The sequence below is a fragment of the Mycobacterium sp. 852013-51886_SCH5428379 genome (assembly GCF_001665575.1).
Classification (GTDB): Bacteria; Actinomycetota; Actinomycetes; order Mycobacteriales; family Mycobacteriaceae; genus Mycobacterium.
This window is the reverse complement of record NZ_LZSU01000017.1, coordinates 137,102-161,591: the sequence shown is the minus strand read 5'-3', so window position 1 is coordinate 161,591 and position 24,490 is coordinate 137,102. Positions and strand designations below refer to the sequence as shown.

Below are 24,490 nucleotides of genomic sequence, written 5' to 3'. Positions count from 1 at the left end.
AACAGGAGAACCATGGCCGCCTCGCGACCGAACCTGCTGCAGTACATCGCCTACTCGTATGGACGACGCCTGCCCGCGTCGATGCGCGACTGGGTGGCGCACGACCTCGCCGGTCCCGGCGCCGTGCGCCGGCACATGATCCGCATGGCCATTCCGCCGCTGTTCATCCTGGGGCCGTTCTGGCTGCTGCCCGCATCGTTGTACGTGCACCTGGAGATGACGGTGCCGATCTACACGTGGGCGATCCTGATGGCGATCGCGCTGAACAAGGTGTGGCGGCGACACCGCCTGGCCCAGCACGGCCTGGACCCCAATCTCGTCGATGTGCTCAAGCGCCAGAAGGACGCACACATTCATGAGGACTACGCCCGCCGCTACGGTCCCCGCCCCGAGGAAGCCCGCTGGCAGGCCAACAGCAGCCCGTTCTGAGGTGTCCGACGAGCGGTGATTTGGTGAAGCCCCACGCAGAGAAGTACATTGTCCGGCGGCCCAGATCACCGCTGCAGAAAGCACCCCGACATGTCTGCCTCGCTTCGGAGTTCACACGGATGCCGCCCCCGAATCGCACCCCGTAGCGGCCGTCGCCGCGCGCTGCCCCCGATGGCCGGACAGGCCTTCGAGATCGCCGTGACACCCGACGCCACGGGCTGGACCGTCACCATCCCCGAACTCGGCGCGGCCACCCGCCGCCACGACCGGGCGGAGGTCGAGATCGCCGCCCGCGAACTCATCGCGCGGCACACCGGCATCCCGCTCGGCTACGTCGCGGTCTGGTCACGCGACTGACGGTGCGGCGGTGAGCTTTTCCCTCGCCGCCGTGATCGCGACCGAACAGATCACCCGGCGTCTGCGCCGGATCACCCTGCACATCGACGACCCCGACGCGCTGCAGATCGCCGACGCGGCCGATTCGGCCGTCGGCGTCTACTTCGGTGCATCCACCAACTCCCCCGGCCGCAACTACTCCGTGCGCCACCAGGACGGCGACTGCATCGATCTCGACGTCCTCCTGCACGCCACCGGCACCGGTACGGACTGGGCCCGCACCACCCGGGCCGGCGACCGCGTCGGCCTCGACCACGCGAGGTCCTGGTATGCGCCCGATCCCGCGAGCGCGTGGCGGCTCCTGGTCGCCGACCTGTCCGGTCTGCCGGCCGCAGCCCGCATCATCGAAGAACATCCCGCCGGCAGTCCTCTCACGGCGATCGTCGAGGTCGCCGACCGCGACGACCTCGATTACCTGCCCGCGCATCCCGACCTCCGGACCGTGCCCATCGTCGGCACCGGAAACGGGCTGGCGCCCAGTCGGCTCGCCGATGCGGTACGTACCCTGCCGTTCCCCCGCGGCCGCGGATACTCCTGGTTCGCCGGCGAGGCCGCCGAGTCGCGGGCCGTCCGCAAGTACCTCCGCGACCGGGGCTGGGACCGCCGTCAGTACGACATCACCGGTTACTGGCGCTTCGACAGCGAGACCTGGGACGCCAGGTTCGCCGCGGTGGGTCACCAGGTCTTCGCCGTCTACGAACGGGCACTCGCGGAGGGTAAGGGCGCCAAGGTCGCCGCCGAGGAGTACGACGACGCCCTCGAGCGCTTGGGGTTGTAGCGCTGGGCTGTAGCGGCGGTCCCGTTGCCGAACCGAAGCTCAACCGTGATCCGACGCGCGGGGCCGGCGACCGTGCCACCCGCCTGGCGACATCTACCGTCGTGCCATGCGGGTTGCCCTGTCCGCCATCGTCGCGGGCCTGTGTCTGAGTCTCGGTGTGCCTGCGGTCGCCGTGGCCGCGCCGACGACCACCGAACCCGTTGAGCGGCCGCTGAGTTCGAGCGAGGTCATGTTCGGTGACCGCTCCGACATCGTCGACGCCGCGCCGCTGACCTTCAGTTCCTGGAGCCGCCTCGACGACGGGATGCGGGTGTACTTCCTGGCCGGCACACCCACGTGTTACGGCGTGCACGCCACCGCCACCGAGACTGCTGACGCGGTGACCGTCCGACTGCAGGAGGGGTTACTCCCCGAAGCGGCCAACCGTCGGTGCACCGCCAACGGCGTCCTCGCCGCGATCGACGTGGATCTCGACGCCCCGGTCGGCGACCGCCGCGTCCTCGCGACCTCCTGACATCCGAGGTTAGATTTCCTCGCCACTTGGGCATCCTCGGCCTGTGATGGGCCTCACAATCCCCGCCGGCGCGGAAAAGTCATGACCAGCCAGGATCCGGTCACGCGGACCGACGTCGACAAGGCGCTGCTGGGCAGCGCCACCTATCGCAGTCTGGGCGAGCAGCAGCTGTCCCCCCGAGAGGAGCGGTTCGAGAGGGGCCGGCGGACGATCGGACTCTTCCTCGCTCCCCTCGTCACCATCGTCTTCCTGCTGCTGCCGCTGGACGTCCCGACCCAACAGCAGACGCTGGCCGGCATCCTGCTCGGCGTCATCGTCCTGTGGGTCACCGAGGCGGTGCCGATCCCCATCGGCGGGTTGCTCGGCGTGGCGGTCGTGGTCTTCATGGGAGTGGCGCCGGCGGACGAAGTGCTCGGCCCGTTCGGCTCGTCGACGGTGTTCACCTTCATCGGCGCGTTCATCCTCGCGCAGGCGATGCTCAAACACGGGCTGGCCCGCCGGTTCGCGTTCCGAATCCTCGCGCTGCCCCGCGTCGGTCGATCCACCACGGGCGTCATCGTGGCGTTCGGCGGCATCACGTGCCTGCTCTCGGCGTTCGTCTCCAACACCGCCACCGTCGCCATGCTGCTGCCGACCGCGCTGGGAATCATCGGCGTCATCGCGAAACTCCTTCAGGTTCAGGGCAAAGTCGCCGACGACTTCGATCCGCTGCGGCTGAAGGTCGGCGCGGCGATCATGCTGATGCTGGCCTACTCGGCGAGCGTCGGGGGCCTGCTCACCCCCGTCGGCAGTCCGCCCAACCTGATCGGCCGCGGGTTGATCGAAGAGGCCACCGGCGAGCGCATCAGTTTCGGGCAGTGGATGGTGCTGGCCGCGCCGATCTGCCTGCTGATGTTCATCGTCCTGGCGTTCGTGCTGCTCAAACTGAACAAGCCGGAGATCAAACGCATCGAAGGTGTCACCGAATACGTTGCGAGCGAGCGGGAGAAGCTGGGTTCGCTGAGCCGGGCGGAGAAGAACACCCTCATCGCCTTCGGGATCACCGTCGCGCTGTGGATATTCCCCGGCGTCATCGCGCTCTTCTTCGGTAACGATTCCGACATCTACACGACGGTCAGTGACCGGCTCGACGAGGGCACCGTCGCCGTGTTCGGCGCCGCGCTGCTGTTCCTGCTGCCCACCGATTGGCAGAGCCGCGAATTCACGCTGCGCTGGAAGGACGCCGCCGCCATCGACTGGGGCACGATCGTGCTGTTCGGTACGGGCATCATCTTCGGATCGCTGCTCGCCGACACCGGCCTCGCCGAGACCATCGGCACCTCGGTGGCCGAAACCCTCGGTATGACAAGCGTCATCGCGATCACGGTCTTCGCCGTCCTGCTCGCCATCGTCGTCTCGGAGACCACGAGCAACACCGCATCGGCCGCCGTGGTGGTGCCCATCATCATCCCGGTCGCGGTGGCCGCGGGCGTCAACCCGTTCATCCCCGCCCTGGCCGCCACCTTCGCCGCGTCCTTCGGCTTCATGCTGCCCGTGTCCACCCCGCAGAACGCGATCGTCTACGGATCCGGGGCCGTTAAGATCACCACGATGATCCGCTCGGGTATCACCTTCGACGTCGCGGGCGCGATCCTCATCATCGCGCTCCTGCCCATCATGGTCGCGGTCCTGGGCCTGGGTTCATGACCGCGCAGCGCATCGCGGTCATTCCCGGCGACGGAATCGGCGTGGATGTCATCGATTCGGCGCGTGCCGTACTCGACGCCGTATCCGCCAGCCACGGCGTCGACCTCGAGTACGAGCAGTTCGACTGGTCGTGCCAGCGCTATCAGCGCGAGGGCGCGATGATGCCGGCGGACGGGATCGACACGCTGCGCGGATTCGATGCCGTCCTGTTGGGTGCGGTCGGATGGCCGGGGGTGCCCGACCACGTGTCCCTGTGGGGTCTGCTGATCCCCATTCGTCGTGCCTTCCGCCAATACGTGAATCTACGGCCGATCCGCGTCTTCGACGGTGTGCAGAGTCCCCTGCGGGACGCCACGTCGGTCGACCTCGTGGTGGTGCGGGAGAACGTCGAAGGCGAGTACAGCGAGATCGGAGGCCGGCTGAACCGCGGTCTCCCCGAGGAGATGGCGGTCCAGGAGTCGGTCTTCACCCGCGCCGGCGTCAGCCGTATCGCCGACTACGCCTTCGAGCTCGCCGCGACCCGCCGCGGCTACGTCACGTCGGCCACGAAGTCCAACGGCATCGTGCACACGCTCCCGTTCTGGGACGAGGTGGTCGCCGAGCGGGCGGCGCGGTATCCGCAGGTGCGTGTCGACAGCGAGCACATCGACGCGCTCGCCGCGAAGTTCGTCCTGCAGCCCGGACGATTCGACGTCGTGGTCGGCTCGAACCTGTTCGGCGACATCCTGTCCGACCTCGCAGCCGCCGTGGCCGGGTCGATCGGTATCGCGCCGTCGGCCAACCTCGATCCCTCCAAGCAGTACCCGTCGATGTTCGAACCGGTGCACGGCTCGGCCCCGGACATCGCCGGACAGGGCATCGCCAACCCGGTGGGAGCCGTGTGGTCGGCAGCGATGATGCTCGACCACCTCGGGCACCCAGCCGCGGCCGCCGCCATCATGACCGCGATCGAACGTACGCTGGCCCACCCGGAGAGCCGCACCGCGGATCTCCGCGGCCGGGCGTCGACCTCGCAGGTCACCGAAGCGCTCATCGGCGGCCTGGATTGACCCGTCCCGCCATGGACCCCCTTGCGCTGGGCGTACTCGCCGGCGACGGCATCGGACCCGAGATCGTCACCGCCACAGTGCAGGTCACCGAACGTGCGCTGGCCGCGGTGTCGGTACCGGTGATCTGGCGGCGCCTGCCGATGGGCGCCGAGGCGATCACCCGCGACGGCACCCCGCTACCGCAGCGCACCCTCGACGAACTCGACCGGCTCGACGCCTGGCTGCTGGGGCCCCACGACAACGCCGGGTATCCCGCCGCGTTCCGGGCCGGTCTCTCCCCCGGCGGCGCGATCCGCAAGCGGTACAGCCTGTTCGCCAACATCCGGCCGGCCCGCCGGCTCAGCGACACCATCCCGGCGGTCTGTCCCGGCCTCGACGTGGTTGTCGTCCGGGAGAACACCGAGGGGTTCTACGCCGACCGCAACATGCACGACGGCGCAGGCGAATTCATGCCCACCCCCGATGTCGCGCTGGCGGTCGCCGTATTCACCCGCGACGCCTGTGAACGCATCGCGCACGAGGCTTTCCGACTGGCAATGACGCGGCGGCGCTCGGTCACCATCGCGCACAAGGCCAACGTGCTGTCGAAGACCACCGGCCTGTTCCGCGACAGCTGTCTGCAGGTCGCCGAGCAGTACCCCGACGTTTCGGTCCGCCTCGAGCACATCGATGCGTTGGCGGCGCTTCTGGTCGCGCGGCCCACCGAGTTCGACGTCATCGTGGCCGAGAACATGTTCGGCGACATCCTGTCCGACCTCACCGGTCAACTCGCCGGCTCACTCGGCACGGCGCCGTCGGTGAATTCGTCGGCCGACAAGGCCATGGCGCAGGCGGCGCACGGATCGGCCCCGGACATCGCCGGCCGCAACGCCGCCAATCCGGTGGCGATGATGATGTCCACGGCCATGCTGCTGAACTGGCTGGCCGGACATCACGATCGCCGCGCCCTGTCTGAGGCGGCCGGGCTCGTCGAGCACGCGGTCACCCGCGCACTCGACGACGGCGTGCACACCGCCGATCTGGGCGGCACGAGCACCACCACGGGGTTCACCGAACACGTCCTGGCCGTGCTCGACGGCTGCTGACCGCAGATCAGCGGTTGAGGAACCAGATCCGCGACGAGAGCACGGTCGCGAAGGCGCACCACATCGGATACAGCGCCAGCGGCGCGGCCGCCGCACCGTTCGCCTGGACCGCCCGCCGGGTCAGGTCGGCGCTGCTCGCGGTCAATGCGCCGGCGCCCAGCGCGGCCGGCCCGAGCCGGCCCTGGCTGAAGAACAGCCATGACCAGCTGCCGTTGAGCACCAGGTTGGCCGCCAGCGCGGCGGTGTAGGCGCGCGCCTTCTCGGGCTGTCCGGTGTCGTTGTAGCGGTCGATGGTCGCCGCCGAGACCGCTGCGATGTCGGCGTAGAGCGCCGGCCACACGATCGGGAACACCTGCCGCGGCGGCTGGAAGCTGGGCTTCTTCAGCCGCGCGTACCAGACCGACTGCGACGGGCGACTGGCCAGCCCGCCCAGTGCTCCGGTGGCGACGACGGCGCCTGCGGTCTTGGCGAGGGTTGAGGCACGCATGAAAATCCTTTCCTGGGAGCCCCGGAAGGGGTCCCGACTGCGTACCCGCCCGATGCGCCGGTGAACCGTTGCGTCACCGGGACGTCACCGGCGCCCGCGCCGCGATATCGCACGGTGTCCGCCGTAGATCAGCAGTGCGACAAGGAAGTTGACGAAGTAGGCGATGTCCGCACCGTGCCACGCCTGCGCGACCGGACCCTGGATCAGCGAGGTGTTCATGAACGGCACCGCCGCCAGGTAGGCGATGACGAAGGCCGCCACGGCAACAGCGGCGTCGCGGCGCACCGTGGGCTCCTCGGCCGGGTTCAGCGTCGCTCTCGACCCCCGGCGCAGCACCCAGTCCACGGCCGTGACGGCGACGAACGCGGGAATCCAGTAGCTCACCAGCAGCAGGACGTCCTGGAACCGGGTCGCGGTGTCGGCCGCGTGCAACCAGAGGATCAGCGCGAACGCCAGGGCGGTCACGATCAGCGCCGAGACCGGTCGGCGTACGCGCACGCCGATCGTCTGCAGCGCCAGCGATCCGCTGTAGTCGTTCATCACCCCCGACCCCATCGAGGCCACCGCGATCACCAGCAGCGCGACCGCGCCGAGCACACCACCGCCCATCACCGCCTGCACGCCCGCGGCGGTGTGCTCGCCCAGCGATTCGGCCGCCGCGATTCCGATGCCCTGAACGAAGACGTAGCCCAGCACGATCCCGCCGAAGGTGTAGCCGAAGACCTGTGCCGACGGTGAGCTCGCCGGCAGATACCGGCTGAAGTCCGCGGCGTAGCTGGCCCACGAGATCGCGAGGCTGAACGCGATCGTCACCTCCAGGACGAAGGCGCCGGCGAGGTCGGCGCCCTGCAGGGTGGCCGGACTGATCACCTCATGACCGCCGACCAGTTTGATCGTGAACACCACGAACGTCAGGAACAGGATGACAGTGAGCACCGCCTGCAACCGGTGGATCACCTCGTAGCCGAAGAACCCGACGACGCCCTGGACGCCCAGGACGATGAGCACGCCCACCCAGAATGGGATGCCCAGAAGCAACGAGAGTGCCTCGCCGCCGAACAGGCCGACCAACGCATCCCACGCGATCGACGAACCCCACTGCAGTACGGCAGGCAGCACCACGCCGCCGCCGAACGCCATTCGGGCATGCGGTAGTTGGCCGGTGCCCGTCCGAGGGCCCCAGGTCGACAGATAGGCCACCACCAGCGAGCCCAGCACCGTGCCGATGACCATCGCCAGCAGGCCGAGCCAGAAACCCAGCCCCAGCACGATTGCGAGGGTGCCGGTGAAGACGCCCGCCATGTTCACCTGTGGGGCGAACCATACGGTGAACAATCGAGCGGGGTGCCCGTAGCGCTGGTCGGGCCCCAGCGGGGCGATACCGTGCGTCTCCACGGCCAGGTCGCCGGCGCCGCTCGGACGTCGTCCGCTGAATGTGCTGGCGTTCAAGGCGCTCGTCGTCGACCCGTCAGGCATCCGCTCATTCGATCATGCGGGGTCCACCACGGCCGACGTTGCTCCGTGTGTTTGCCGTTGTACGCCAAGAATCCGCCAAGGATCCGGCAAGATCCCTGCTCGACGCTCGCTGCACGCCGCGTCGGACGGCACGTGATGAGGAGGATGACTTTGAACGACGATCCAGGCGCCCTGTACCGGCGCATCGCCCTCGCTCTGTCGTCCGTGGCACTCACAACGGCGTTGTGTGTCGGCGTCAGCGCCCCGGCGTTGGCCGATCCCTATGACGATGGTGACTCGTCGGAGGTCGTTGACGATTCCGGGTCCTACGATCCGCCGGCGGAGGAACCCGCAGCGCCGGAGCCGGCCGAACCGGCTGAGCCGGAACCGGCTGAACCTGCTGCGCCGGCAGATGAGGGACCCGCACCTGAGGCGCCCGACGCCGACCTACCAGCGCCCGACGCGCCGCCCGCCGACGAGCCGCCCGCGCCCGGTCCCGAGGGGGGCTCCGACGCCGGTCAGGCCGGCGAACCGGGTGCCCCCGGCGAACCGGGTGCCCCCGGCGAACCGGGTAGCCCCGGCGAACCAGGTGACCCCGGCGAACCGGGTGACCCCGGTGCCCCCGGCGAGCCGGGCGATCCGGCCGGCGACGACGGTTTGGGTGAGTTCGCCGATCCGGGTGATCCCGAATCGAACGTCTCTGACCCCGCGATCGAGGCAGACACCCCCGAACCCGACATTGCAGACGTCCCGCAGGAGACGCTGGACGAGGCGCTGCGCGCCCCAGCGGTCGACGTCCCGGAGCCCCCCGCCGCGTCCGAGACCGAGATCACCGAGATCACCGAATCACTGGAGTCGGTGGTCAGCGAGACCACCACGTGGTCGGAGTCGACCACCTGGACCAGCCAGGTGACCCAGTGGAATTCGTCCTGGGTCGGCTACGACAACTGGTACCGGCCGGTCTTCACCAACCCCTACAGCACTCCGCTGCAGCTGATCTACCTGTACGACAACGCCCCCCGCATCGTCCAGGTCCCACCGATGCAGCGGGCCGTCCTCACCGCGCCCAAGGCCGGCGTCTACAGCTTCACCGCCGTGAACCGGGACGCCTCGGGCAAGCCCGCCACGATCTCCACCGGCAGTTTCTCCGGCGGCGGCTATCGCCCGGGTCCGGGCCAGCCGCCACCGAGCAAGCCGAAGCCGCCCACCAGCTTCAAGAATGTGCTGGTGCAGCTGAAGTACAAGGACGGGTCGTCGAAGCCGTTCCGGGTGAAGACGCTGGCCGACCTCGGCGACGATCCGGCGGTCGGCGGGCACCGTGTGCTGCTCGACGACGAGACCCCGGCGTGGGGCACCTGGACCAGGACCGCCGGCGGCGAACGTCTCTTCCAGGTCACCAGCACCCAGCAGCTGCCGGGGTTGACGCAACCGTCGCAGGGGCCGGTCCCCGGTTATCAGGTACAACTGACCAGCGCTCAGACGGCCCCGGCGGCCCAGCAGGAGAAGAGCTGGGTCAAACCGCTCGTGATCGCGGCGGCTGTCAGCGGTGTGCTGGCCGTCGGCGCCGTGCTGTTCTTCGTTCTGTCGGGGCGTCGGCGCAAGACGCCCTAGCGGCGCTCAGCGCAACGCGGCCAGGTTGTTCACCGACTTCTTCACGTCGGACTCGATCACCCGGGCCACCAGCGTGCCGATGCGGGTGTTGAGCAGGCCGCCGGACAGATCGGCGACCACCCGGAACTTGGTGCCCTCCGGTTTGCGCTCCTCGACGTGGAGCGACAGCGCGATGCACACGCCCGGGAACCCGGTGCCGACGAGCTCGATGTCCTTGGGCTCGTCGTACCGGGTGACTCGCCAGTGGATCGTGTTGCGAAAGCCCTTCACCTTGATCAACGACGACACGCAGGTGCCGACCTCGATCTCGGCGGGCACATCACTGCGCCACCCACCGAAGATCGTCAGCCACTCGTCGAAGCGGCGCAGATTGGAGGCGAGCTCCCAGGCGCGTTCGGGCGTGAGATCGGACGAAACCGTGACATCGACGGAGGCCATGGTCCAATCACTACCCGACCGGGGCGTAGAGGTAAACGGGCGGCTCAGGACGCCCCAGGGGGATTTGCTCACACCGAGGGGCATGCGGGTCGGCGCCGCTTTAAACATGCCGTCCCGATTTGCGCGGATTCTTCTGTTCGGCACCGGTCTGAACGAAGGATTCGCTCGTTCGAATGTTAAATCGTTGCGGAATCGCTTGCGCGTCGGGTTGTGATGGGTGATTGTTAACGCACAGTCCGCGGGTAGTTCGTCGAGGAGGCGCCTTCTGACCGGCTCACACACCACCGAGGTTGACCGCGGTACCGGCGCATCATCGTCGCCGAAAGGCCGTCCGGTCATCGAGATCGACCATGTGACGAAGACCTTCACCGACTACGTCGCGGTCGCCGACGCGGACTTTTCGATCGCGTCGGGTGAGTTCTTCTCGATGCTCGGCCCGTCCGGCTGCGGTAAGACCACGACGCTGCGCATGATCGCCGGTTTCGAGACCCCGACCACAGGGGCCATCCGGCTCGAGGGCACCGACGTCTCGCGGGTCCCGCCGCACAAACGCAACGTCAACACGGTGTTCCAGCACTATGCGCTGTTCCCGCACATGACGGTGTGGGACAACGTCGCATACGGACCCCGCAGCCAGAAGAAGGACAAAGCAGAGGTCAAAAGGAGCGTCGACGAACTGCTCGAGGTGGTCCGCCTCACCGACTTCGCCAACCGCAAACCCGGTCAGCTCTCGGGCGGTCAACAGCAGCGGGTCGCGCTGGCGCGCGCCCTGGTCAACTATCCGAGCGCCCTGCTGCTCGACGAACCGCTCGGCGCACTCGACCTCAAGCTGCGCCACGCCATGCAGTTCGAGCTCAAACGCATCCAGCGCGAGGTCGGCATCACGTTCGTCTACGTGACGCACGACCAGGAGGAGGCGCTGACGATGAGCGACCGGATCGCGGTGATGAACGCCGGCAACGTCGAGCAGATCGGCAGCCCCACCGAGATCTACGACCGGCCCGCGACGGTGTTCGTCGCCAGCTTCATCGGACAGGCCAACCTGTGGGCGGGCCGGCAGATCGCACGGATCGACGCCGACCACGTCGAGGTCGAGGTGCTCGGCACGAAACTGCGGGCACGGCCCGGCGACACCGCCATCGAGACCGGTGGACACGCCACCCTCATGGTGCGTCCCGAGCGGGTCCGGGTGTCTCTGGAGCCGCCGGCGGGAGACGTTTCCTGCGTCCAATCCACGGTGCAGGACATGACGTTCCAAGGTCCGGTGGTGCGGCTGTCGCTGGCCGCTCCCGACGGCTCCCCCATCGTCGCCCACGTCGGCCCCGAACAGCAGCTGCCGACGGTGCGCCCCGGCGATCAGGTGCACGTGTGCTGGTCCTCGGATGCGTCACTGGTGCTGCCCGCGGCCGACATCCCGACCGCCTCGGACCTCGAGGAGATGCTCGACGAGTCCTGACCCGCGCACCGTCCCCATCTAGTCCCGTCTGTTCTGTTCCGCCGCTTTTCCCTCCAGGAAATCCACGAAAGGCACAGTCGCCATGGCCCGCGAGAACTCTCGAGCGTTCGATTCCCAACTGGCTGCCCGCTTCGCCGCCAACCGCACCACCCGCCGCCGGTTCCTCGGCGGCGGCGCCGCAGCTGCTGCCGCGCTCGCGCTCGGACCGTCGGTCCTCGCGGCCTGCAGTTCGGACAGCGGCAGCTCCCAGTCCACCCCCCAGGACGACGGCGGACCCGCCAGCGGCACGCTGCGGATCTCGAACTGGCCGCTGTACATGGCGGAGGGTTTCATCGCGGCCTTCCAGACGACCTCCGGCCTCACCGTGGACTACAAAGAGGACTTCAACGACAACGAGGAGTGGTTCGCCAAGGTCAAGGAGCCACTGTCGCGTAAGCAGGACATCGGCGCGGACCTGGTCATCCCCACCGAGTTCATGGCCGCCCGCATCAACGGGCTGGGCTGGCTCAACGAGATCCGCGCCGACCGGGTGCCGAACAAGAAGAACCTGCGCCCCGATCTGCTCGACTCGTCGATCGATCCGGGACGCACCAAGACCGCGCCCTACATGACGGGCATGGTCGGGCTGGCCTACAACAAGGCCGCCACCGGACGCGAGATCACCCGGATCGAGGATCTGTGGGATCCGGCGTTCAAGGGCCGCGTCAGCCTGCTCTCCGACACCCAGGACGGGCTCGGCATGGTGATGCTCTCCCAGGGCGCCTCACCGGCCAGCCCGTCGACAGAGTCGGTGCAGAAGGCGGTCGACCTGATCCGCGAGCAGAAGGACAACGGGCAGATCCGCCGGTTCACCGGCAACGACTACGCCGACGACCTCGCTTCGGGCAATGTCGCGATCGCCCAGGCGTATTCGGGTGACGTGGTGCAGCTGAAGGCGGACAACCCGGATCTGGAATTCATCGTTCCGGAGGCCGGCGGCACGTGGTTCATCGACACCATGGTGATCCCGTACACCACCCAGAACCAGAGTGCGGCCGAGGCGTGGATCGACTACGTCTACGACCGGGCCAACTACGCGAAGCTGATCGCCTTCACCCAGTTCGTACCGGTGCTGTCCGAGATGACCGATGAGCTGAACAGGGTCGATCCCGAGGTCGCGTCCAACCCGCTGATCAACCCGCCGCAGTCGACCGTGGACAACCTCAAGTCGTGGGCGGCACTGACCGACGAGCAGACCCAGGAGTACAACACCATGTACGCCGCCGTGACCGGAGGCTGACGAACCACCCATGGCAGGTGTAGCCAGCAGCAGCAGGCAGCGCAGCAGGATCGCCCCGTATCTGATGATCCTGCCGGCGCTGGCCTATCTCGCGGTGTTCTTCGTATGGCCGCTGATCTCGTTGACCCGCACGTCGCTGTCCTCGACGGGCGGCTCGGTGTTCCTGCCGACGCTCACGTTCTCGTGGGACTTCGCCAACTACGGTGAGGCGTTCAGCCGGTTCTCCGACCAGATCATGCGGTCGTTCGGTTACGCGCTGACCGCGACGGTGGTGTGTCTGCTGCTGGCCTACCCGCTTGCGTATGTGATCGCGTTCAAGGCCGGGCGGTTCAAGAACCTGATCCTGGGCCTGGTGATCCTGCCGTTCTTCGTCACCTTCCTGATCCGCACCATCGCCTGGAAGACGATCCTGGCCGACAACGGGTGGGTGGTCACCGCGCTGGACGCGATCGGGTTGTTGCCGAGCGACGGCCGGCTGCTGTCGACGAGCTGGGCGGTGATCGGCGGGCTGATCTACAACTGGATCATCTTCATGATCCTTCCGCTCTACGTCAGCCTCGAGAAGATCGATCCCCGGCTCATCGAGGCGTCGAAGGATCTGTACTCGTCGAACGTCCGCAGCTTCACCAAGGTGATCCTGCCGCTGTCGATTCCGGGTGTGCTGGCCGGGAGCCTGTTGGTGTTCATCCCCGCAGCCGGCGACTTCATCAACGCCGAATACCTCGGCAGTACCCAAACCACCATGATCGGCAACGTGATCCAGCAGCAGTTCCTCGTGGTCAAGGACTATCCGGCCGCGGCCGCGCTGAGCCTGGTGCTGATGGGCACGATCCTGGCCGGGGTCCTGCTCTACACCCGTGCGCTGGGTTCGGAGGACCTCGTATGACCACCCAGGCCGGAGCGGCCGTCGCCGTCGCCGCCGAGCAGCCGCCGCAGCCCAAGACGGTGAAGGGCACGCCGAAATGGGGTGACTGGAGTCTGCGGATCGTCGCGGGCCTGGTGCTGCTGTACCTGTTCATCCCGATCTTCGTGATCGTGCTGTTCTCGTTCAACGATCCGAAGGGCAAGTTCAACTACAGCTGGCAGGGTTTCACGCTCGACAACTGGCTGGACCCGTTCAAGTACCCGGCGCTGACCGAGGCGATGAAGTTGAGCCTCAACGTCGCCGCCGTGTCGACGGCCGTCGCGCTGGTGCTCGGCACCCTCGTCGCGATCGCGCTGGTGCGTCAGCGGTGGCGCGGTCAGCGCGCGGTGGACACCTTCCTCGTACTCCCCCTCACCGCGCCCGAGGTGGTGATGGGCGCATCGCTGCTGGTGCTGTTCCTCGACCTCGGCTGGGCGACCGGATACACCACGATCCTGTTGGCGCACATCGCCTTCGAGGTCAGCTTCATCGCGATGACGGTGCGCGCCCGGGTCCGCGGCTTCGACTGGACGCTGGAGGACGCGTCGATGGATCTGGGTGCGAGCCCGACCCGCACGTTCTTCAAGGTGACCCTGCCGCTGATCGTTCCCGGCATCGTGGCCGCGGCGATGCTGTCGTTCGCGCTGTCGCTCGACGACTTCATCATCACCTACTTCGTGAGCGGTTCCACGGTGACCTACCCGCTGTACGTCAACGCGGCCGTCAAGGCCGCGGTGCCGCCGCAGATCAACGTCATCGCAACGGCGATCCTGGTGGTCAGCCTGCTGCTGCTCGCCGTCGGGACGCTTTACCGGCGCAAGCGCCTCGACGCCTGACCCAGTTTTCCGCGAAACAGCATTCCCGGTCGTCAAGCATGTCGCTTGGCAGCAGGGAATGCTGTTTCGCGCCAAACGAGAGGGTCAGCCGACCTCCGCGGGCAGTGGTCGGGGGCGGGCACCGGTGCGGGCCGCCCCGATCCCCGCGGCGACGACGAACCCGATCCCGGTCACCGCGGCGGGGCCGGGCACCTGGTGCAGGACGACGAAGCCGATCACGAGCGCGAACGCGGGTTCCAGACTCATCAGGGTGCCGAACGCCGCGGTGGTCAGCCGCCGCAGCGCGAGGAACTCGAGCGCGAACGGGAACATCGGCAGCATGATCGCCAGCCCCAGCCCGATCAGCAGCAGCTCGGGGGTCATCCGATCGAAGACGACGGGACCGACGGCCACCGTCGCGACCAGCCCGGCGACCGGCATCGACACGGCCAACCCGTTGATGCCCGACACGGTGTCGCCGACCTTCTGGGTGAGCAGGATGTAGCAACCCCAGAACACCGCGGCGGCGAGTGCGTACGCGACCCCGACCGGATCGACGGCGCCCGACCACGGCTGCGTCATCAGCAGCACCCCGATCGCGGCCAGTCCCGGCCAGATCAGCGCCCGGACGCCCCGCCCGTTGAACGCCGCCACCGCGAGCGGCCCGAGGAACTCCAGCGCACTGGCCGTCGCCATCGGGATGCGGTCGAGCGCGGCCATGAACAACAGCGTGATCATGGCCGTCACCACGCCCAATGCCACGCAGGTCGCCAGACTGCGGCGGGTGAAACCGGCCGCGCGGGGCCGCAGGAACAGCAGGAACAGCAGACCTGCCCAGGCCAGGCGTAGCCACGCCGCCCCCTCGGCGCCGATACGGTCGATCAGCCCGACCGCCACCGCGACGCCCAATTGCACTGACAGCATGGCGGTCACGGCCATCAACGTGCCGGCGCGGGCCGATTGACTGGGCATCGGTGCATTCAACGGGACCGTTGCCCGCCGCGTCCACCGTGTTTACTTCGTCCAGTTTGCGCAGACTCGCCCCCGCGCATGGTTCAGGCGCCGATGATGGGGTACACACGCGTTGCTGACAACGCTGGGGGGTGTGGGGTGAACACCAGGGGGGCCACCGTTGCGGCGGCCGTCGCGGTCGCCGTGACGGTTTCCGGATGCGGCTACCGCATGGGTGCGGTGTCGCCCGCGGTCCCCTCGGATCCGGTGAAGGTCACCGCAACCGCCGCCGCGGCGATCCGCACGGGCTCGGACGTTTCTGCGCCGATCCAGGTCGATCAGACCGTCCCACCCAACGCCCAGGGCGACCCGGCATGCGCATCGCCGCTGGCCTGGGGTCAACAGCCGCAGGGCTCCGGTGTGCTGGTGACGGTGCTGACCAGGAATCCGACGACAGTCACCGTGCTGGTGCGCACCCGCACGGGTGCCGACGTCGCCGAGCGCGCCGTACTGGGCCGAAACGATCTGCGGCTGTTCGACTTTCCCGACATCCGGACCGACGCGGTGCAGGAGGTGTTGATCATGACCAACACCGCGCGCTGCTTCGCGGTGGTGGATCGGGCTACCTTCCGCTGACGGGCCGCCGGCGCGAGGGGCGACCGGTCCTGGCCGCGGTGATCGCCTCGACCACTTCGCCGACATAGGGCTCCCGGACGATGGAGTCGTGATCGCAGTCCACGACGCGAACGGCGAGATCACCGGTCACGATCCGCGGCCACATGCGCGGGTCGTCGAGGTTGAGGTGGCTGAGCACCAGCAGCGCCCGGCCCGGCCACGGCCGCGGGCGATACCGCATTCCGGTGATGATTCCGACCTCTTCGATGGCCGCGGACCGCCGGCGCTGCCCACCGACGACGAGACCGGCCAGCGGGACCGACTTCTGGTGGTTCCACCAGGATTTCACGTCGGTCGGGACGGTCTCCTCGAGAGTGACCGAGACGTCGGGCAGCTCGCGTCGCGCCTCGCGCGCCACTCGGGGCGGCAGCCACGGGTCGAGCATGACCAGCAGCTCGACCCGCTCCCCCGCGTCGGTCAGCAGACGGGCGGTCTCCAAGGCGATGTGGGCCCCCAGCGAGTGGCCGAGCAGGACGTACGGGCCGTGCGGTTGCACCCGGCGCACATCGATCAGGTGCCTGCGGGCGGCCCGCTCCACGGACAGGTCCGGAATCGACCGTCGCTCAAGACCTTTGGGTTCGTAGGCGTAGACCGCGGTGGCCGGCCCGAACCGCTCCGTCAGCGGTACGAAGCACAGCGACGACGCCCCTGCCCCGGTGAAACAGTGCAACGGCTGCCCGGTGGTCTGCGACGAGAGGGGGCGCAGTGGCACCGTGGTCGGTCCGAGCTGCGGTCCCCCCGCCGTGGGCACATCACGCAGGCGCGCCCCGGTGACCTTCTCGGCGAGATCGGCGATGCACGGTGCGCCGGCGATGTCGGACTGGCGCAGATCGACCCCGTACTCGCTGCTGATCTCCCGCAGCATCCTGGTGACGGTGAGCGAATCGCCGCCGAGCGCATAGAAGCTGTCGGTGCGGCCGACGGCGTCGACGCCGAGGATCGAGCGCCACATCCGCGCGAGCGCCGTCTCGAGTTCCCCGCGGGGTGGTTCCGCGCCGAATGACACCGGTGCGGGCAGTGCCAGCCGGTCGACCTTGCCGCGTTCGGTGCGCGGTAGCGCCGGCAGGATCACGATGTGCGTCGGCACCATCCACGGCGGCAGGTCGGTGTGCAGCCGGCCGCGCAGGTCGGCGACCGCGGGGGTGCGCGTCGTCGAACTGGGCGCCACATAGGCGATCAGGCCGGCCCCGTCATCGGCTGCGGTGACGACCGCTTCGCGCACGTCGTCGTATTGCAGCAACGCCGACTCGATCTCGGCCGGTTCGACGAGATACCCCCGGATCTTCACCGCCGAGTCGCTGCGTCCGGCCAGGATCAGCGCACCCGATTGGTCGTACCGTCCGATGTCGCCGCCGAAGAAGGTCCGGGAGCCGTCCGCATGGGTGACGAACCGGCTGGTGGCCGCGGCCGGATCCAGGTAGCCGAGCGCGAGATGGGGCGAGGTGATGGCGACCGCGCCGTCGGCGGCGAGCGTGATCGTCTTGTGTGGTGCGGGAACGCCGGCCGGGATCACGCCCTGCGGTAGCGGGTCGTCGGGACCGATGTCGTGCGCGGAGATGGCGCTGGCCTCCGACGAGCCGACCCAGTTGGTGAAGATCGCCTGCGGCGCAAGCTCTCTGGCGAGCCGCACGTGGCGCGCGTAGGGCGGTTCACCCGTGGTGACGATGCGTTCGACCGCGGGCAGGCCGGATCCCCGGGCGGCGTCGTGCAGGGCCACCAGGAACGCCGGCGTACAGATCACGACGCGGGCCTGCGATGAGCGGATGCGTTCGAGGGCGTCGGCTGCGGTGACGTCGCGGGGTTCGATGGCGACGATCTCCGCGCCGCAGAGCAGGGAGCCGATCAGCACGTTGAGTCCGGCGCCGAAGCTGATCGGCAGCCCGAGAGCGATGCGCCGTCCGCCGGTGATGCCGAAGCGGGCGGCGAACAGCTCGGCGTCGCACAGCCACATGCCGTGCGGATGTAGGACGGCTTTCGGGGCCCCGGTGGATCCCGACGTGAACTGGATGCTCGTCACGTCGGACGGGCCTCGTCGTGCGCCCAGACCGGTCGGTGCAGCAGTGACGGCCGGCGGTAGGTCGACGGGCACCTCCGCCGCCGAGACGCCGTAGTGGTGGTCGGTGAGGATGTCGCGGATCGCCCGGACCCGGTTCTCCGGCAGGGCCGGGTCCAGCATCACCGATGTCGCGCCGCAGGCGAAGAGGCCGAGGATCGTCGACACGGTGGCGGGTCGCAGCACCGCCGGGACGAGGACGACCCCGTCCGTGCCGGCCGTCCGAGCTGCCGCGACCGCTTGGGCACCGGCCAGCAAGGCGCCGTAGGTGGCGGTCTCCGTGGCGGTGCGGATGGCGATCTGGTCGAGGCGGCCGAGTGCGGCGGCCTCGAACGCCGCGGGGACTGACGGGTGCTCCAGCGGCCGGCCCGTGACCTCGGGGGCGCTGTACCCGCCCGAATCGCGGACGACGGGCGCTGCCGCCGGATCGTGGCGCTGCTGGTCGGGCCCGCTCGGCGGCCGCCGACGCCTCCACCTCCGGGCGACGACGAGGGCTACGAAGACAAGCGTGACGAGGGCGCCGACGAGGGTGGCCGAGCTGGTGTTCACCGTTGTCCGGAGCACCCGACGGTGCGGCGGGCGTCGAACATGGCGAACTCCGATTCGATTGGCTACACGGGCTTAGCGCAGGCTAGCCTAACTCGAGGTGATCCCGGTATTCCCGAACGGGCCCAGGGGAAGGAGCCGACGATGCTCGCGTTCATCACCACGGTGCGCCATCCGCACAATTCGGCCGACTACGACCGGGTGGAGACTCTGCTCCAGGGCACGTTGGCCTCCATCGCCCGGCAGGTGTGCGACGACTATGTGATCCTCGTCGTCGGCAACCGCAGACCGGGGTTCCCCCTGCCCGCCCGCACCCACTTCGTTCCGGTCGACTATCCGCCGCCGTCGCCGCGCAACGGGCCGCAGACCGGGATGCCGTCGGTCATCTGGGACAAGAGCACCAAGGCGACCGTCGGACTCGTCGCCGCGCGGGAGTTCGCGCCGGATTACGTGATGTTCGTCGACGCCGACGACTTCGTGCACCGCGATCTGGCCGGCTTTTGCCGGGACCACCCCGGTCAGCCGGGCTGGGTGGTCAAGCGCGGCTGGATGTACTCGCGGGCCCGCAACACCTATGCGCCCAAGTGGAAGTTGTTCCGGATCTGCGGATCCACGTTCATCGTCCCGCCCGAGGCCTATCCGGTGCCCGCGGCGTTGACCGTCGACGCGACGCAACTGGAGATCTTCGAGGCCGTCGGGGAACTGTTCGAGACCGTGCTTGGTGAGCATCGCTACGCGCTGGAGTGGTGGCGGCAACACGGCCGGGAGCTGCGTCCGCTCCCGTTCCGCGGCACGGTCTATCAGGTCGACACCGGTGAAAACCATTCGGGCAACGTGCTTCTGGGGCCGGGGATGCCGTATCAGTCCCGATTGGCCAGGGATTTCGGCATCGAGGCCACGAAGGGAACGGCCTCCACGGTGTGGACGTCGATCGGTCCGGCAGCATTGCGGCCGGACTGGCGCCTGCCCGCCCGCCCGGCGTTCCTGCGTTCCAAGGCCAGCTATCTGGCCGACTACACGCCGCCGGGCCGGGACTGCGAGAGCGCCTAACCGTCGCTCTTGGCGGCCAGCTGTTCGGCCACCGTGCGGGCACACATCGCCAGCGACGTCGCGCCGGCGTCGGGGGTGCCGACGCTGCGTTCGGCCAGCGGGCGTGCCCGGCCGACCTTGGGGCGCAGGTCCGCGGTGGCCTGTGCGGCGCCGGTCGCCGTGTCGGCCGCCGCCGCCCACGCCTCGCGCCACCGCTCACCGTCGCTGATCTGCCGTTCGAAGTGCTCGACGAAGGGCAGCAGCGCATCGAGCATCGTCTTGTCGCCGGGTGCAGCGCCGCCGAGTTGGATCAGGGCGTCGTAGCCGTCGCGCAGACCCGCGGCGATGGTGGCGGCATCGGGCCTGCCGGTGTCGCCCAACCGGGCGCCGAGCGCTCCGAGCAGAGCGCCCCACAACACGCCGGAGGTGCCGCCGGCTTTGGCCGCCCACGCGCGTCCCGCGGCGGTGAGCACCGAACCCTGTCCGGCGCCGTCGTCGACGGCTTCCGCCGCGGCGGCACGGGCCGCGGCCGATCCCTTGACCATTCCGCGGCCGTGGTCGCCGTCGCCGGCGACCGCGTCGATGCGGCCGAGTTCGTCTTCGGCGTCGGCGAGCATCGCCGCCAGCGCCTCGAGAAGCCCGGCGACCAACCTGCCGCCGTCGCGGCCGGCGTCGTCGGCCTGATCCCGCACCGGCGGGGCGGCGGCCACCGTCCGGGTCGCGGATTCGTCGCGCTTGTCGCCCGACGCCTGCGCCGCCCCCTTACGGTAGGCCGGAGTGTCCGCCGGTGCGCGCCAATAACGTTCGAGTTCCTCGTCGAGCCACATGACCGTCAGCGAACATCCGGCCATGTCCAGGCTGGTGACCAGTTCACCGACCTCGGGTTCGACGATCTCGTAACCGCGGTCGCGCAACAGTCGGGCCGCCTCACCCCAGACGACGAACAATTCCTCGTATTTCGTGCGGCCCAACCCGTTGAGGATGACCGCGATGCGCTGCGAGGTGGTGCCGGCGGGTTTGTCGTCGAGGACGCCGTCGACGAGGGTCGCGGCGAGGGCGGCGGCGGTGGGCATGGACTCCTCCGCGACACCGGGCTCACCGTGGATGCCCAGTCCGACACCCATTTTGCCGTCGGGCACGGTGAACAGCGGGTGGTCGGCGCCGGGCAACGTGCAACCGTCGAACGCGACGCCCAGGGTGCGGGTGGCGGCATTCGAGGCCTCGGCCACCCGGACCACGCCCGCCAGGTCGAGACCCTCCTCCGCGGCGGCGGATGCGCACTTGAAGACGGTGAAATCGCCGGCGATACCCCGCCGTTTGGCCTCCTCGCCCTTCGGCGCGCTGGCGACGTCGTCGGTGACCGCGAAGTAGTGCGCGTCGATACCCTCGCTGCGCAACTGCGTCACGGCCAAGCCGAAGTTCATCACGTCGCCGGCGTAGTTGCCGGTGGTGAGCAGCACCCCGGAATCGCCATGTGCAGCACGGGCCACCGACGCAGCCTCCTCGGCCGACGGTGAGGTGAAGATGTTGCCGACCACCGCACCGTCGGCGAAGCCGGCGCCCACCGTGCCGCAGAACGCCGGATAGTGCCCGGACCCGCCCCCGATCACGACCGCGACCTTGCCGGGCCGCGTCGTGTGCGCCCGCACCACGCCGCCAGGCACCCCGGTGACGTAGCGGGCGTTGGCGTCGAGGAAACCGACGAGCATGTCCTCGGTGAAGCGGGCCGGGTCGTTGTACAGCTTGGTCATCGAAGTCGGTTCCCCGTATCGCTGTCGAAGAGATACACCCGTTCGGGCGGGGCGGTGACCACGACCTGCTGTTCGGCCTCGTACCGGTCGGCGGCGGGAGTCTGCACCACGATGCCCTCTTCCATGCCGGCCACCGTACTGGTGGCGAGCCCGAATTCGAGGAGATGCTCGAAATAGGCGACGGTGGCGGCGATACCGTCGGCGCCGGCGGGGCCGATCGCACAGTCCTGCGGACGGACCCCAACCGACACCCGCGTACCGTCCGCGACATCGCCGACGGTGGTATCGAGATCGCCTGCACCCGAGCCGATCTCGACCCGGACGCGACCGTCGCGGACCTTCGTGACACCGGGCAGCACATTGATCTGCGGTTCACCGACGAACTGCGCGACAAACAGATTCGCCGGATCGTCGAACACCTCGTCGGGCGTGCCGAACTGCTGCACCACGCCGGCGTCCATCACCGCGAGCCGGTCCGCCAGGGACAACGCCTCCACCTGGTCGTGGGTGACCACGATCGTGGTGTAGCCGAATTCGCGCTGCAGCACCTTGAGTTCGCGGCGCACCCGCTGGCGGGCCGACGCGTCGAGGTGGCTCAGTGGTTCGTCGAGCAACACCACCGGCGGGTTGCGGACCAGCGCCCGCGCCAGCGCGACGCGTTGCTTCTGGCCACTGGACAACCCGGCGGGCCGCAGACCCATCAGATCGTCCATCTCCAGGCGCCGGCTGATCGCGTCGACCATCGATTCGGCGTTCTTGACCTTGCGGGCCCGCAGTCCGTAGAGCAGGTTCTCCCGGATTGACATCGGCGGATACAGCGCATAGCTCTCGAAGCCGACGCCGATCCCCCGCTTGGCGGCGGGCAGCCGGGAGATCTCGCGATCACCGATCTTGATCGACCCGCTCGTCACGGTCTCCAGCCCGGCGATCATCCGCAGCGTGGTGGTCTTCCCGCAGCCCGATGGTCCCAGCAGCGCCACGAGTTCGCCGGGCTCGATCGCGAGATCGATGCCCTTGACCGCGGTGACGCTCTCCCGGCCGCGTGCGGCATAGGTCTTGACCAGTTTGTCGAGGGTGAGGCTCTGGGCCGTGGTCGTCGGCGCCTCCGCGGTGGCCGTCACTGTGCTGCCTCCAGGGTCTTGTCATCGTCGAGACGCGGGGTGTCGCCGTCGCCCGATCTGAAGACGTGGACGTCGGCTTCGGCGACCGTCATGTTGACGGTGTCCCCCTCCCGCACACCGTGCCGGCCTGACGTCAGCACGATCAGCTGGGTACCACCGCATTCCACGGTCAGCTCGATGTTGCGGCCCAGTCGCTCGGCCAGCAGGACGCGACCGTGCAGTGACCCCTCCTGGTCGCCGGCGACGTGGATGTCGCTGGGCCGCAGACCGACCCGCACCCGGTCGCCGCGATCAACCGCAACGTCGGCGGGGATCGCCACATCCAGCGAGCCGTCACCGAATCGGATACGGCCGTCGTCGACCACGCCGTCGAGCAGGTTGATCTCCGGCTGGCCGAGGGATCGTGCGACGAACGTGTCGGCGGGGCGTCGCCACACCTCGTCGGGAGTGCCGATCTGGACCAGCCGCCCGTCCTGCAGTACGGCAATCCGGTCGCCGAGCGCAAGCGCCTCCTGGTAGTCATGGGTGACGTAGATCGTCGTCGTGTTCGACATCGCACCAAGCTGTTTGAGTTCGGCCCGCATCTGCGCGCGCAGCTTGGCGTCGAGGTGGCTGAGTGGCTCGTCGAGAAGATAGACGTCGGCCGGCCGCACCAGCACCCGGCCCAGCGCCACGCGTTGACGCTGTCCATTGGACAGCTCGCGTGGGAAGCGGCCCAGCAGGTGGTCGATGCCCAGCGTCGTGGTGACCTGCTTGATGCGTTCGGTGCGTTCGGCCTCGCTGTAGCGGCCCGTGCGGCCCGACTTCAGCGGAGACGCGAGGTTGTCGCTCACGGTCTTCTGCGGGTACAGCGCGTAGCTCTCGAACGCCATCGCGACGTTGCGGTGGTACGGCTCGACCCGAGTGACGTCCCGCCCGCCGATGTGCACCGAGCCTGCATCGATGTCGACCAGACCGGCCACCGATTTCAGGGTGGTGGTCTTGCCCGCGCCGCTCGGACCGAGGATGACGAAGAACTCGCCGTCGTCGATGTCGACCGACAGACCGTCCACCGCTCGGACCTTGCCGAACTGTTTGTGCAGACCGGAGATCGATACCGTGGCCATCAGGCTTTCACCGCCCCGAACGACAGGCCCCGAACCAGATAGCGCTGAATGGTCAGCGCCAGGATCAGGGGCGGGAGTGCCGCGATGATCGCCGCCGCGGCTGTGAGGTTGTAATAGGCCTGCCCGCCGCCGCCGAGGAACTTGGTGATCGCGACGGTGACCGTGCCGGCGTTCGTATCGGCCAGGATCAGCGGGAACACGTAGTTGTTCCAGGCGAAGATGAAGGCCAGCAACGCCGCGGCGGCGATACCGGGGCGCACGATCGGCAACGCCACCATCAGGAACGCCCGCCGTCGGGTGTACCCGTCCAGGAGCGCGGCCTGCTCGAGATCCTCGGGTAGGTCCTGGAAGTAAGACCGCAGGATCCACACCACCAGCGGCATCGTCACCAGCTGCAGCACCCAGATCATGCCGACCTTGGTGTCGAACAGACCGATCTGGTTGTAGATCACGAACAGCGGCACGATGACCATCAGTTCCGGCGCGAACCGGAACGACAGCATGGTGAACATCAGGTCATTGGAACCGCGGTACTGCCAGCGGCCCGCGGCGTAGGCGGCCGGGATTCCGATGACCAGCGAGACGATCACCGCGCCACCGCAGTTGAGCAGGCTGGTCAGCAAGCTGGCCTTGAAGTCCACACTCGTCATCTGAGTGCCCTTGTCGGACAACACGGTCGCGAAGTTGGACCACGTGGGGCTGAACGAGAAGTACGTCGTGGTCTGCTGTTCGGCGTTCTTCAGAGCCAGCATCAGCATCCAGAAGATCGGGAACAGAGAGAACACGAACCAGAAGACCAGACCGACGTCGGCGGCCACGGAGCCGATCGACACCCGCTTCTGGCCGGGCAGCAGTTCATTTCGTGTGAAGGCCATG

General features: G+C 68.6%; 23 protein-coding genes. 14 read left to right on the top strand and 9 right to left on the bottom strand.

Translation table 11 applies throughout. The features are described from left to right. Nucleotides 1–12 precede the first annotated feature (12 nt). From A5757_RS06120 to A5757_RS06090, 7 genes are all read left to right on the top strand, one after another. Complete coding sequence (locus A5757_RS06120) at nt 13–429, top strand: DUF5313 domain-containing protein (RefSeq protein ID WP_066830132.1); 417 nt, start codon at nt 13–15, stop codon at nt 427–429. Between the two features lie 171 nt (nt 430–600). Then, entirely contained in the window at nt 601–786 is a 186-nt protein-coding gene (locus A5757_RS06115; RefSeq protein WP_066830129.1) for a long chain fatty acid-CoA synthetase Faa4p, read from the top strand. Nucleotides 787–796: 10 nt separating this feature from the next. After that, the gene (locus A5757_RS06110; RefSeq protein ID WP_066830126.1) at nt 797–1,603 is read left to right on the top strand and encodes a siderophore-interacting protein; all 807 of its coding nucleotides are present in this window, start codon (nt 797–799) and stop codon (nt 1,601–1,603) included. A gap of 106 nt (nt 1,604–1,709) precedes the next feature. After that, nucleotides 1,710–2,117, top strand: a complete 408-nt coding sequence (locus A5757_RS06105) for a hypothetical protein (RefSeq protein WP_066830124.1) — start codon at nt 1,710–1,712, stop codon at nt 2,115–2,117. Between the two features lie 81 nt (nt 2,118–2,198). Further along, nucleotides 2,199–3,803, top strand: a complete 1,605-nt coding sequence (locus tag A5757_RS06100; protein WP_066830123.1) for a DASS family sodium-coupled anion symporter — start codon at nt 2,199–2,201, stop codon at nt 3,801–3,803. After that, the gene (locus A5757_RS06095) at nt 3,800–4,852 is read left to right on the top strand and encodes a tartrate dehydrogenase (protein WP_066830121.1); all 1,053 of its coding nucleotides are present in this window, start codon (nt 3,800–3,802) and stop codon (nt 4,850–4,852) included. The genes A5757_RS06100 and A5757_RS06095 overlap by 4 nt, the downstream gene beginning before the upstream one ends. A gap of 11 nt (nt 4,853–4,863) precedes the next feature. After that, entirely contained in the window at nt 4,864–5,937 is a 1,074-nt protein-coding gene (locus A5757_RS06090) for an isocitrate/isopropylmalate dehydrogenase family protein (protein ID WP_066830118.1), read from the top strand. A 7-nt stretch (nt 5,938–5,944) separates the two neighbouring features. Here the strand turns inward: A5757_RS06090 and A5757_RS06085 are convergent, their stop codons facing one another. Together A5757_RS06085 and A5757_RS06080 are read right to left on the bottom strand one after the other, a co-directional pair. Next, nucleotides 5,945–6,424: a TspO/MBR family protein gene (locus A5757_RS06085; RefSeq protein WP_066830115.1), complete on the bottom strand. Its 480-nt coding sequence runs from the start codon at nt 6,422–6,424 to the stop codon at nt 5,945–5,947. A gap of 84 nt (nt 6,425–6,508) precedes the next feature. Then, nucleotides 6,509–7,900, bottom strand: a complete 1,392-nt coding sequence (locus A5757_RS06080) for a cytosine permease (protein WP_066830112.1) — start codon at nt 7,898–7,900, stop codon at nt 6,509–6,511. 150 nt (nt 7,901–8,050) lie between these two features. On the opposite strand from A5757_RS06080, the gene A5757_RS23590 reads away from it, so the two are divergent. Next, complete coding sequence (locus A5757_RS23590; RefSeq protein ID WP_066830395.1) at nt 8,051–9,490, top strand: collagen-like protein; 1,440 nt, start codon at nt 8,051–8,053, stop codon at nt 9,488–9,490. A 6-nt stretch (nt 9,491–9,496) separates the two neighbouring features. On the opposite strand, the gene A5757_RS06070 is transcribed toward A5757_RS23590, so the two are convergent. Then, the gene (locus A5757_RS06070; RefSeq protein WP_066830109.1) at nt 9,497–9,928 is read right to left on the bottom strand and encodes an SRPBCC family protein; all 432 of its coding nucleotides are present in this window, start codon (nt 9,926–9,928) and stop codon (nt 9,497–9,499) included. A gap of 352 nt (nt 9,929–10,280) precedes the next feature. Here A5757_RS06070 and A5757_RS06065 point away from each other — a divergent pair, with 352 nt between their 5' ends. The 4 genes from A5757_RS06065 to A5757_RS06050 all read left to right on the top strand — a co-directional run bounded on the left by A5757_RS06065 (nt 10,281) and on the right by A5757_RS06050 (nt 14,403). Continuing rightward, nucleotides 10,281–11,384, top strand: coding sequence for an ABC transporter ATP-binding protein (locus tag A5757_RS06065; RefSeq protein WP_066830106.1), 1,104 nt, complete (start codon nt 10,281–10,283; stop codon nt 11,382–11,384). Between the two features lie 82 nt (nt 11,385–11,466). After that, nucleotides 11,467–12,663, top strand: coding sequence for a spermidine/putrescine ABC transporter substrate-binding protein (locus tag A5757_RS06060; protein ID WP_066830103.1), 1,197 nt, complete (start codon nt 11,467–11,469; stop codon nt 12,661–12,663). Between the two features lie 10 nt (nt 12,664–12,673). After that, entirely contained in the window at nt 12,674–13,549 is an 876-nt protein-coding gene (locus A5757_RS06055; RefSeq protein WP_066830100.1) for an ABC transporter permease, read from the top strand. Then, complete coding sequence (locus A5757_RS06050; protein ID WP_066830094.1) at nt 13,546–14,403, top strand: ABC transporter permease; 858 nt, start codon at nt 13,546–13,548, stop codon at nt 14,401–14,403. The genes A5757_RS06055 and A5757_RS06050 overlap by 4 nt, the downstream gene beginning before the upstream one ends. Before the next feature lie 84 nt (nt 14,404–14,487). Here A5757_RS06050 and A5757_RS06045 read toward each other — a convergent pair whose 3' ends face one another. Continuing rightward, on the bottom strand, nt 14,488–15,354 hold the full coding sequence (locus A5757_RS06045; protein WP_066830091.1) for a DMT family transporter: 867 nt from the start codon (nt 15,352–15,354) through the stop codon (nt 14,488–14,490). A gap of 138 nt (nt 15,355–15,492) precedes the next feature. Here A5757_RS06045 and A5757_RS06040 point away from each other — a divergent pair, with 138 nt between their 5' ends. Then, on the top strand, nt 15,493–15,969 hold the full coding sequence (locus tag A5757_RS06040; protein WP_066830089.1) for a hypothetical protein: 477 nt from the start codon (nt 15,493–15,495) through the stop codon (nt 15,967–15,969). On the opposite strand, the gene A5757_RS06035 is transcribed toward A5757_RS06040, so the two are convergent. Further along, nucleotides 15,956–18,610 carry an alpha/beta fold hydrolase gene (locus tag A5757_RS06035; RefSeq protein ID WP_082929337.1) on the bottom strand — a complete coding sequence of 885 codons (2,655 nt, stop codon included), beginning with the start codon at nt 18,608–18,610 and terminating at the stop codon, nt 15,956–15,958. The two genes, A5757_RS06040 and A5757_RS06035, sit on opposite strands and share 14 nt — an antisense overlap. Nucleotides 18,611–18,751: 141 nt before the next feature. Between A5757_RS06035 and A5757_RS06030 the strand changes: the two genes are divergently transcribed. After that, entirely contained in the window at nt 18,752–19,657 is a 906-nt protein-coding gene (locus tag A5757_RS06030; protein WP_066830087.1) for a hypothetical protein, read from the top strand. Here A5757_RS06030 and derK read toward each other — a convergent pair. The 4 genes from derK to A5757_RS06010 are packed head-to-tail and all read right to left on the bottom strand — an operon-like array spanning nt 19,654 to nt 24,489. Beyond that, nucleotides 19,654–21,387, bottom strand: coding sequence for a D-erythrulose 4-kinase (derK, locus tag A5757_RS06025; RefSeq protein ID WP_066830084.1), 1,734 nt, complete (start codon nt 21,385–21,387; stop codon nt 19,654–19,656). The genes A5757_RS06030 and derK overlap by 4 nt on opposite strands. After that, complete coding sequence (locus tag A5757_RS06020) at nt 21,384–22,508, bottom strand: ABC transporter ATP-binding protein (RefSeq protein ID WP_066830082.1); 1,125 nt, start codon at nt 22,506–22,508, stop codon at nt 21,384–21,386. The genes derK and A5757_RS06020 overlap by 4 nt, the downstream gene beginning before the upstream one ends. Beyond that, nucleotides 22,505–23,614 (bottom strand): ABC transporter ATP-binding protein, encoded by a 1,110-nt coding sequence (locus A5757_RS06015; RefSeq protein WP_066830079.1) that lies wholly within the window; start codon nt 23,612–23,614, stop codon nt 22,505–22,507. Before A5757_RS06015 ends, A5757_RS06020 begins: the two co-directional genes overlap by 4 nt. Next, a complete protein-coding gene (locus A5757_RS06010) occupies nt 23,614–24,489 on the bottom strand; it encodes a carbohydrate ABC transporter permease (protein WP_066830076.1) in 876 nt (291 codons plus the stop codon). Before A5757_RS06010 ends, A5757_RS06015 begins: the two co-directional genes overlap by 1 nt. Nucleotide 24,490: the final 1 nt, after the last annotated feature.

Coding starts and splice junctions, on each gene's coding strand:
- A5757_RS06090 (WP_066830118.1), top strand. CDS start 4,864: ATGGACCCCCTTGCGCTGGGCGTACTCGCCGGCGACGGCATCGGACCC.
- A5757_RS06085 (WP_066830115.1), bottom strand. CDS start 6,424: ATGCGTGCCTCAACCCTCGCCAAGACCGCAGGCGCCGTCGTCGCCACC.
- A5757_RS06030 (WP_066830087.1), top strand. CDS start 18,752: ATGCTCGCGTTCATCACCACGGTGCGCCATCCGCACAATTCGGCCGAC.
- A5757_RS06055 (WP_066830100.1), top strand. CDS start 12,674: ATGGCAGGTGTAGCCAGCAGCAGCAGGCAGCGCAGCAGGATCGCCCCG.
- A5757_RS06080 (WP_066830112.1), bottom strand. CDS start 7,900: ATGCCTGACGGGTCGACGACGAGCGCCTTGAACGCCAGCACATTCAGC.
- A5757_RS06010 (WP_066830076.1), bottom strand. CDS start 24,489: ATGGCCTTCACACGAAATGAACTGCTGCCCGGCCAGAAGCGGGTGTCG.
- derK (WP_066830084.1), bottom strand. CDS start 21,387: ATGACCAAGCTGTACAACGACCCGGCCCGCTTCACCGAGGACATGCTC.
- A5757_RS06120 (WP_066830132.1), top strand. CDS start 13: ATGGCCGCCTCGCGACCGAACCTGCTGCAGTACATCGCCTACTCGTAT.
- A5757_RS06050 (WP_066830094.1), top strand. CDS start 13,546: ATGACCACCCAGGCCGGAGCGGCCGTCGCCGTCGCCGCCGAGCAGCCG.
- A5757_RS06100 (WP_066830123.1), top strand. CDS start 2,199: ATGACCAGCCAGGATCCGGTCACGCGGACCGACGTCGACAAGGCGCTG.
- A5757_RS06060 (WP_066830103.1), top strand. CDS start 11,467: ATGGCCCGCGAGAACTCTCGAGCGTTCGATTCCCAACTGGCTGCCCGC.
- A5757_RS06015 (WP_066830079.1), bottom strand. CDS start 23,614: ATGGCCACGGTATCGATCTCCGGTCTGCACAAACAGTTCGGCAAGGTC.
- A5757_RS06105 (WP_066830124.1), top strand. CDS start 1,710: ATGCGGGTTGCCCTGTCCGCCATCGTCGCGGGCCTGTGTCTGAGTCTC.
- A5757_RS06045 (WP_066830091.1), bottom strand. CDS start 15,354: ATGCCCAGTCAATCGGCCCGCGCCGGCACGTTGATGGCCGTGACCGCC.
- A5757_RS06070 (WP_066830109.1), bottom strand. CDS start 9,928: ATGGCCTCCGTCGATGTCACGGTTTCGTCCGATCTCACGCCCGAACGC.
- A5757_RS06095 (WP_066830121.1), top strand. CDS start 3,800: ATGACCGCGCAGCGCATCGCGGTCATTCCCGGCGACGGAATCGGCGTG.
- A5757_RS06115 (WP_066830129.1), top strand. CDS start 601: ATGGCCGGACAGGCCTTCGAGATCGCCGTGACACCCGACGCCACGGGC.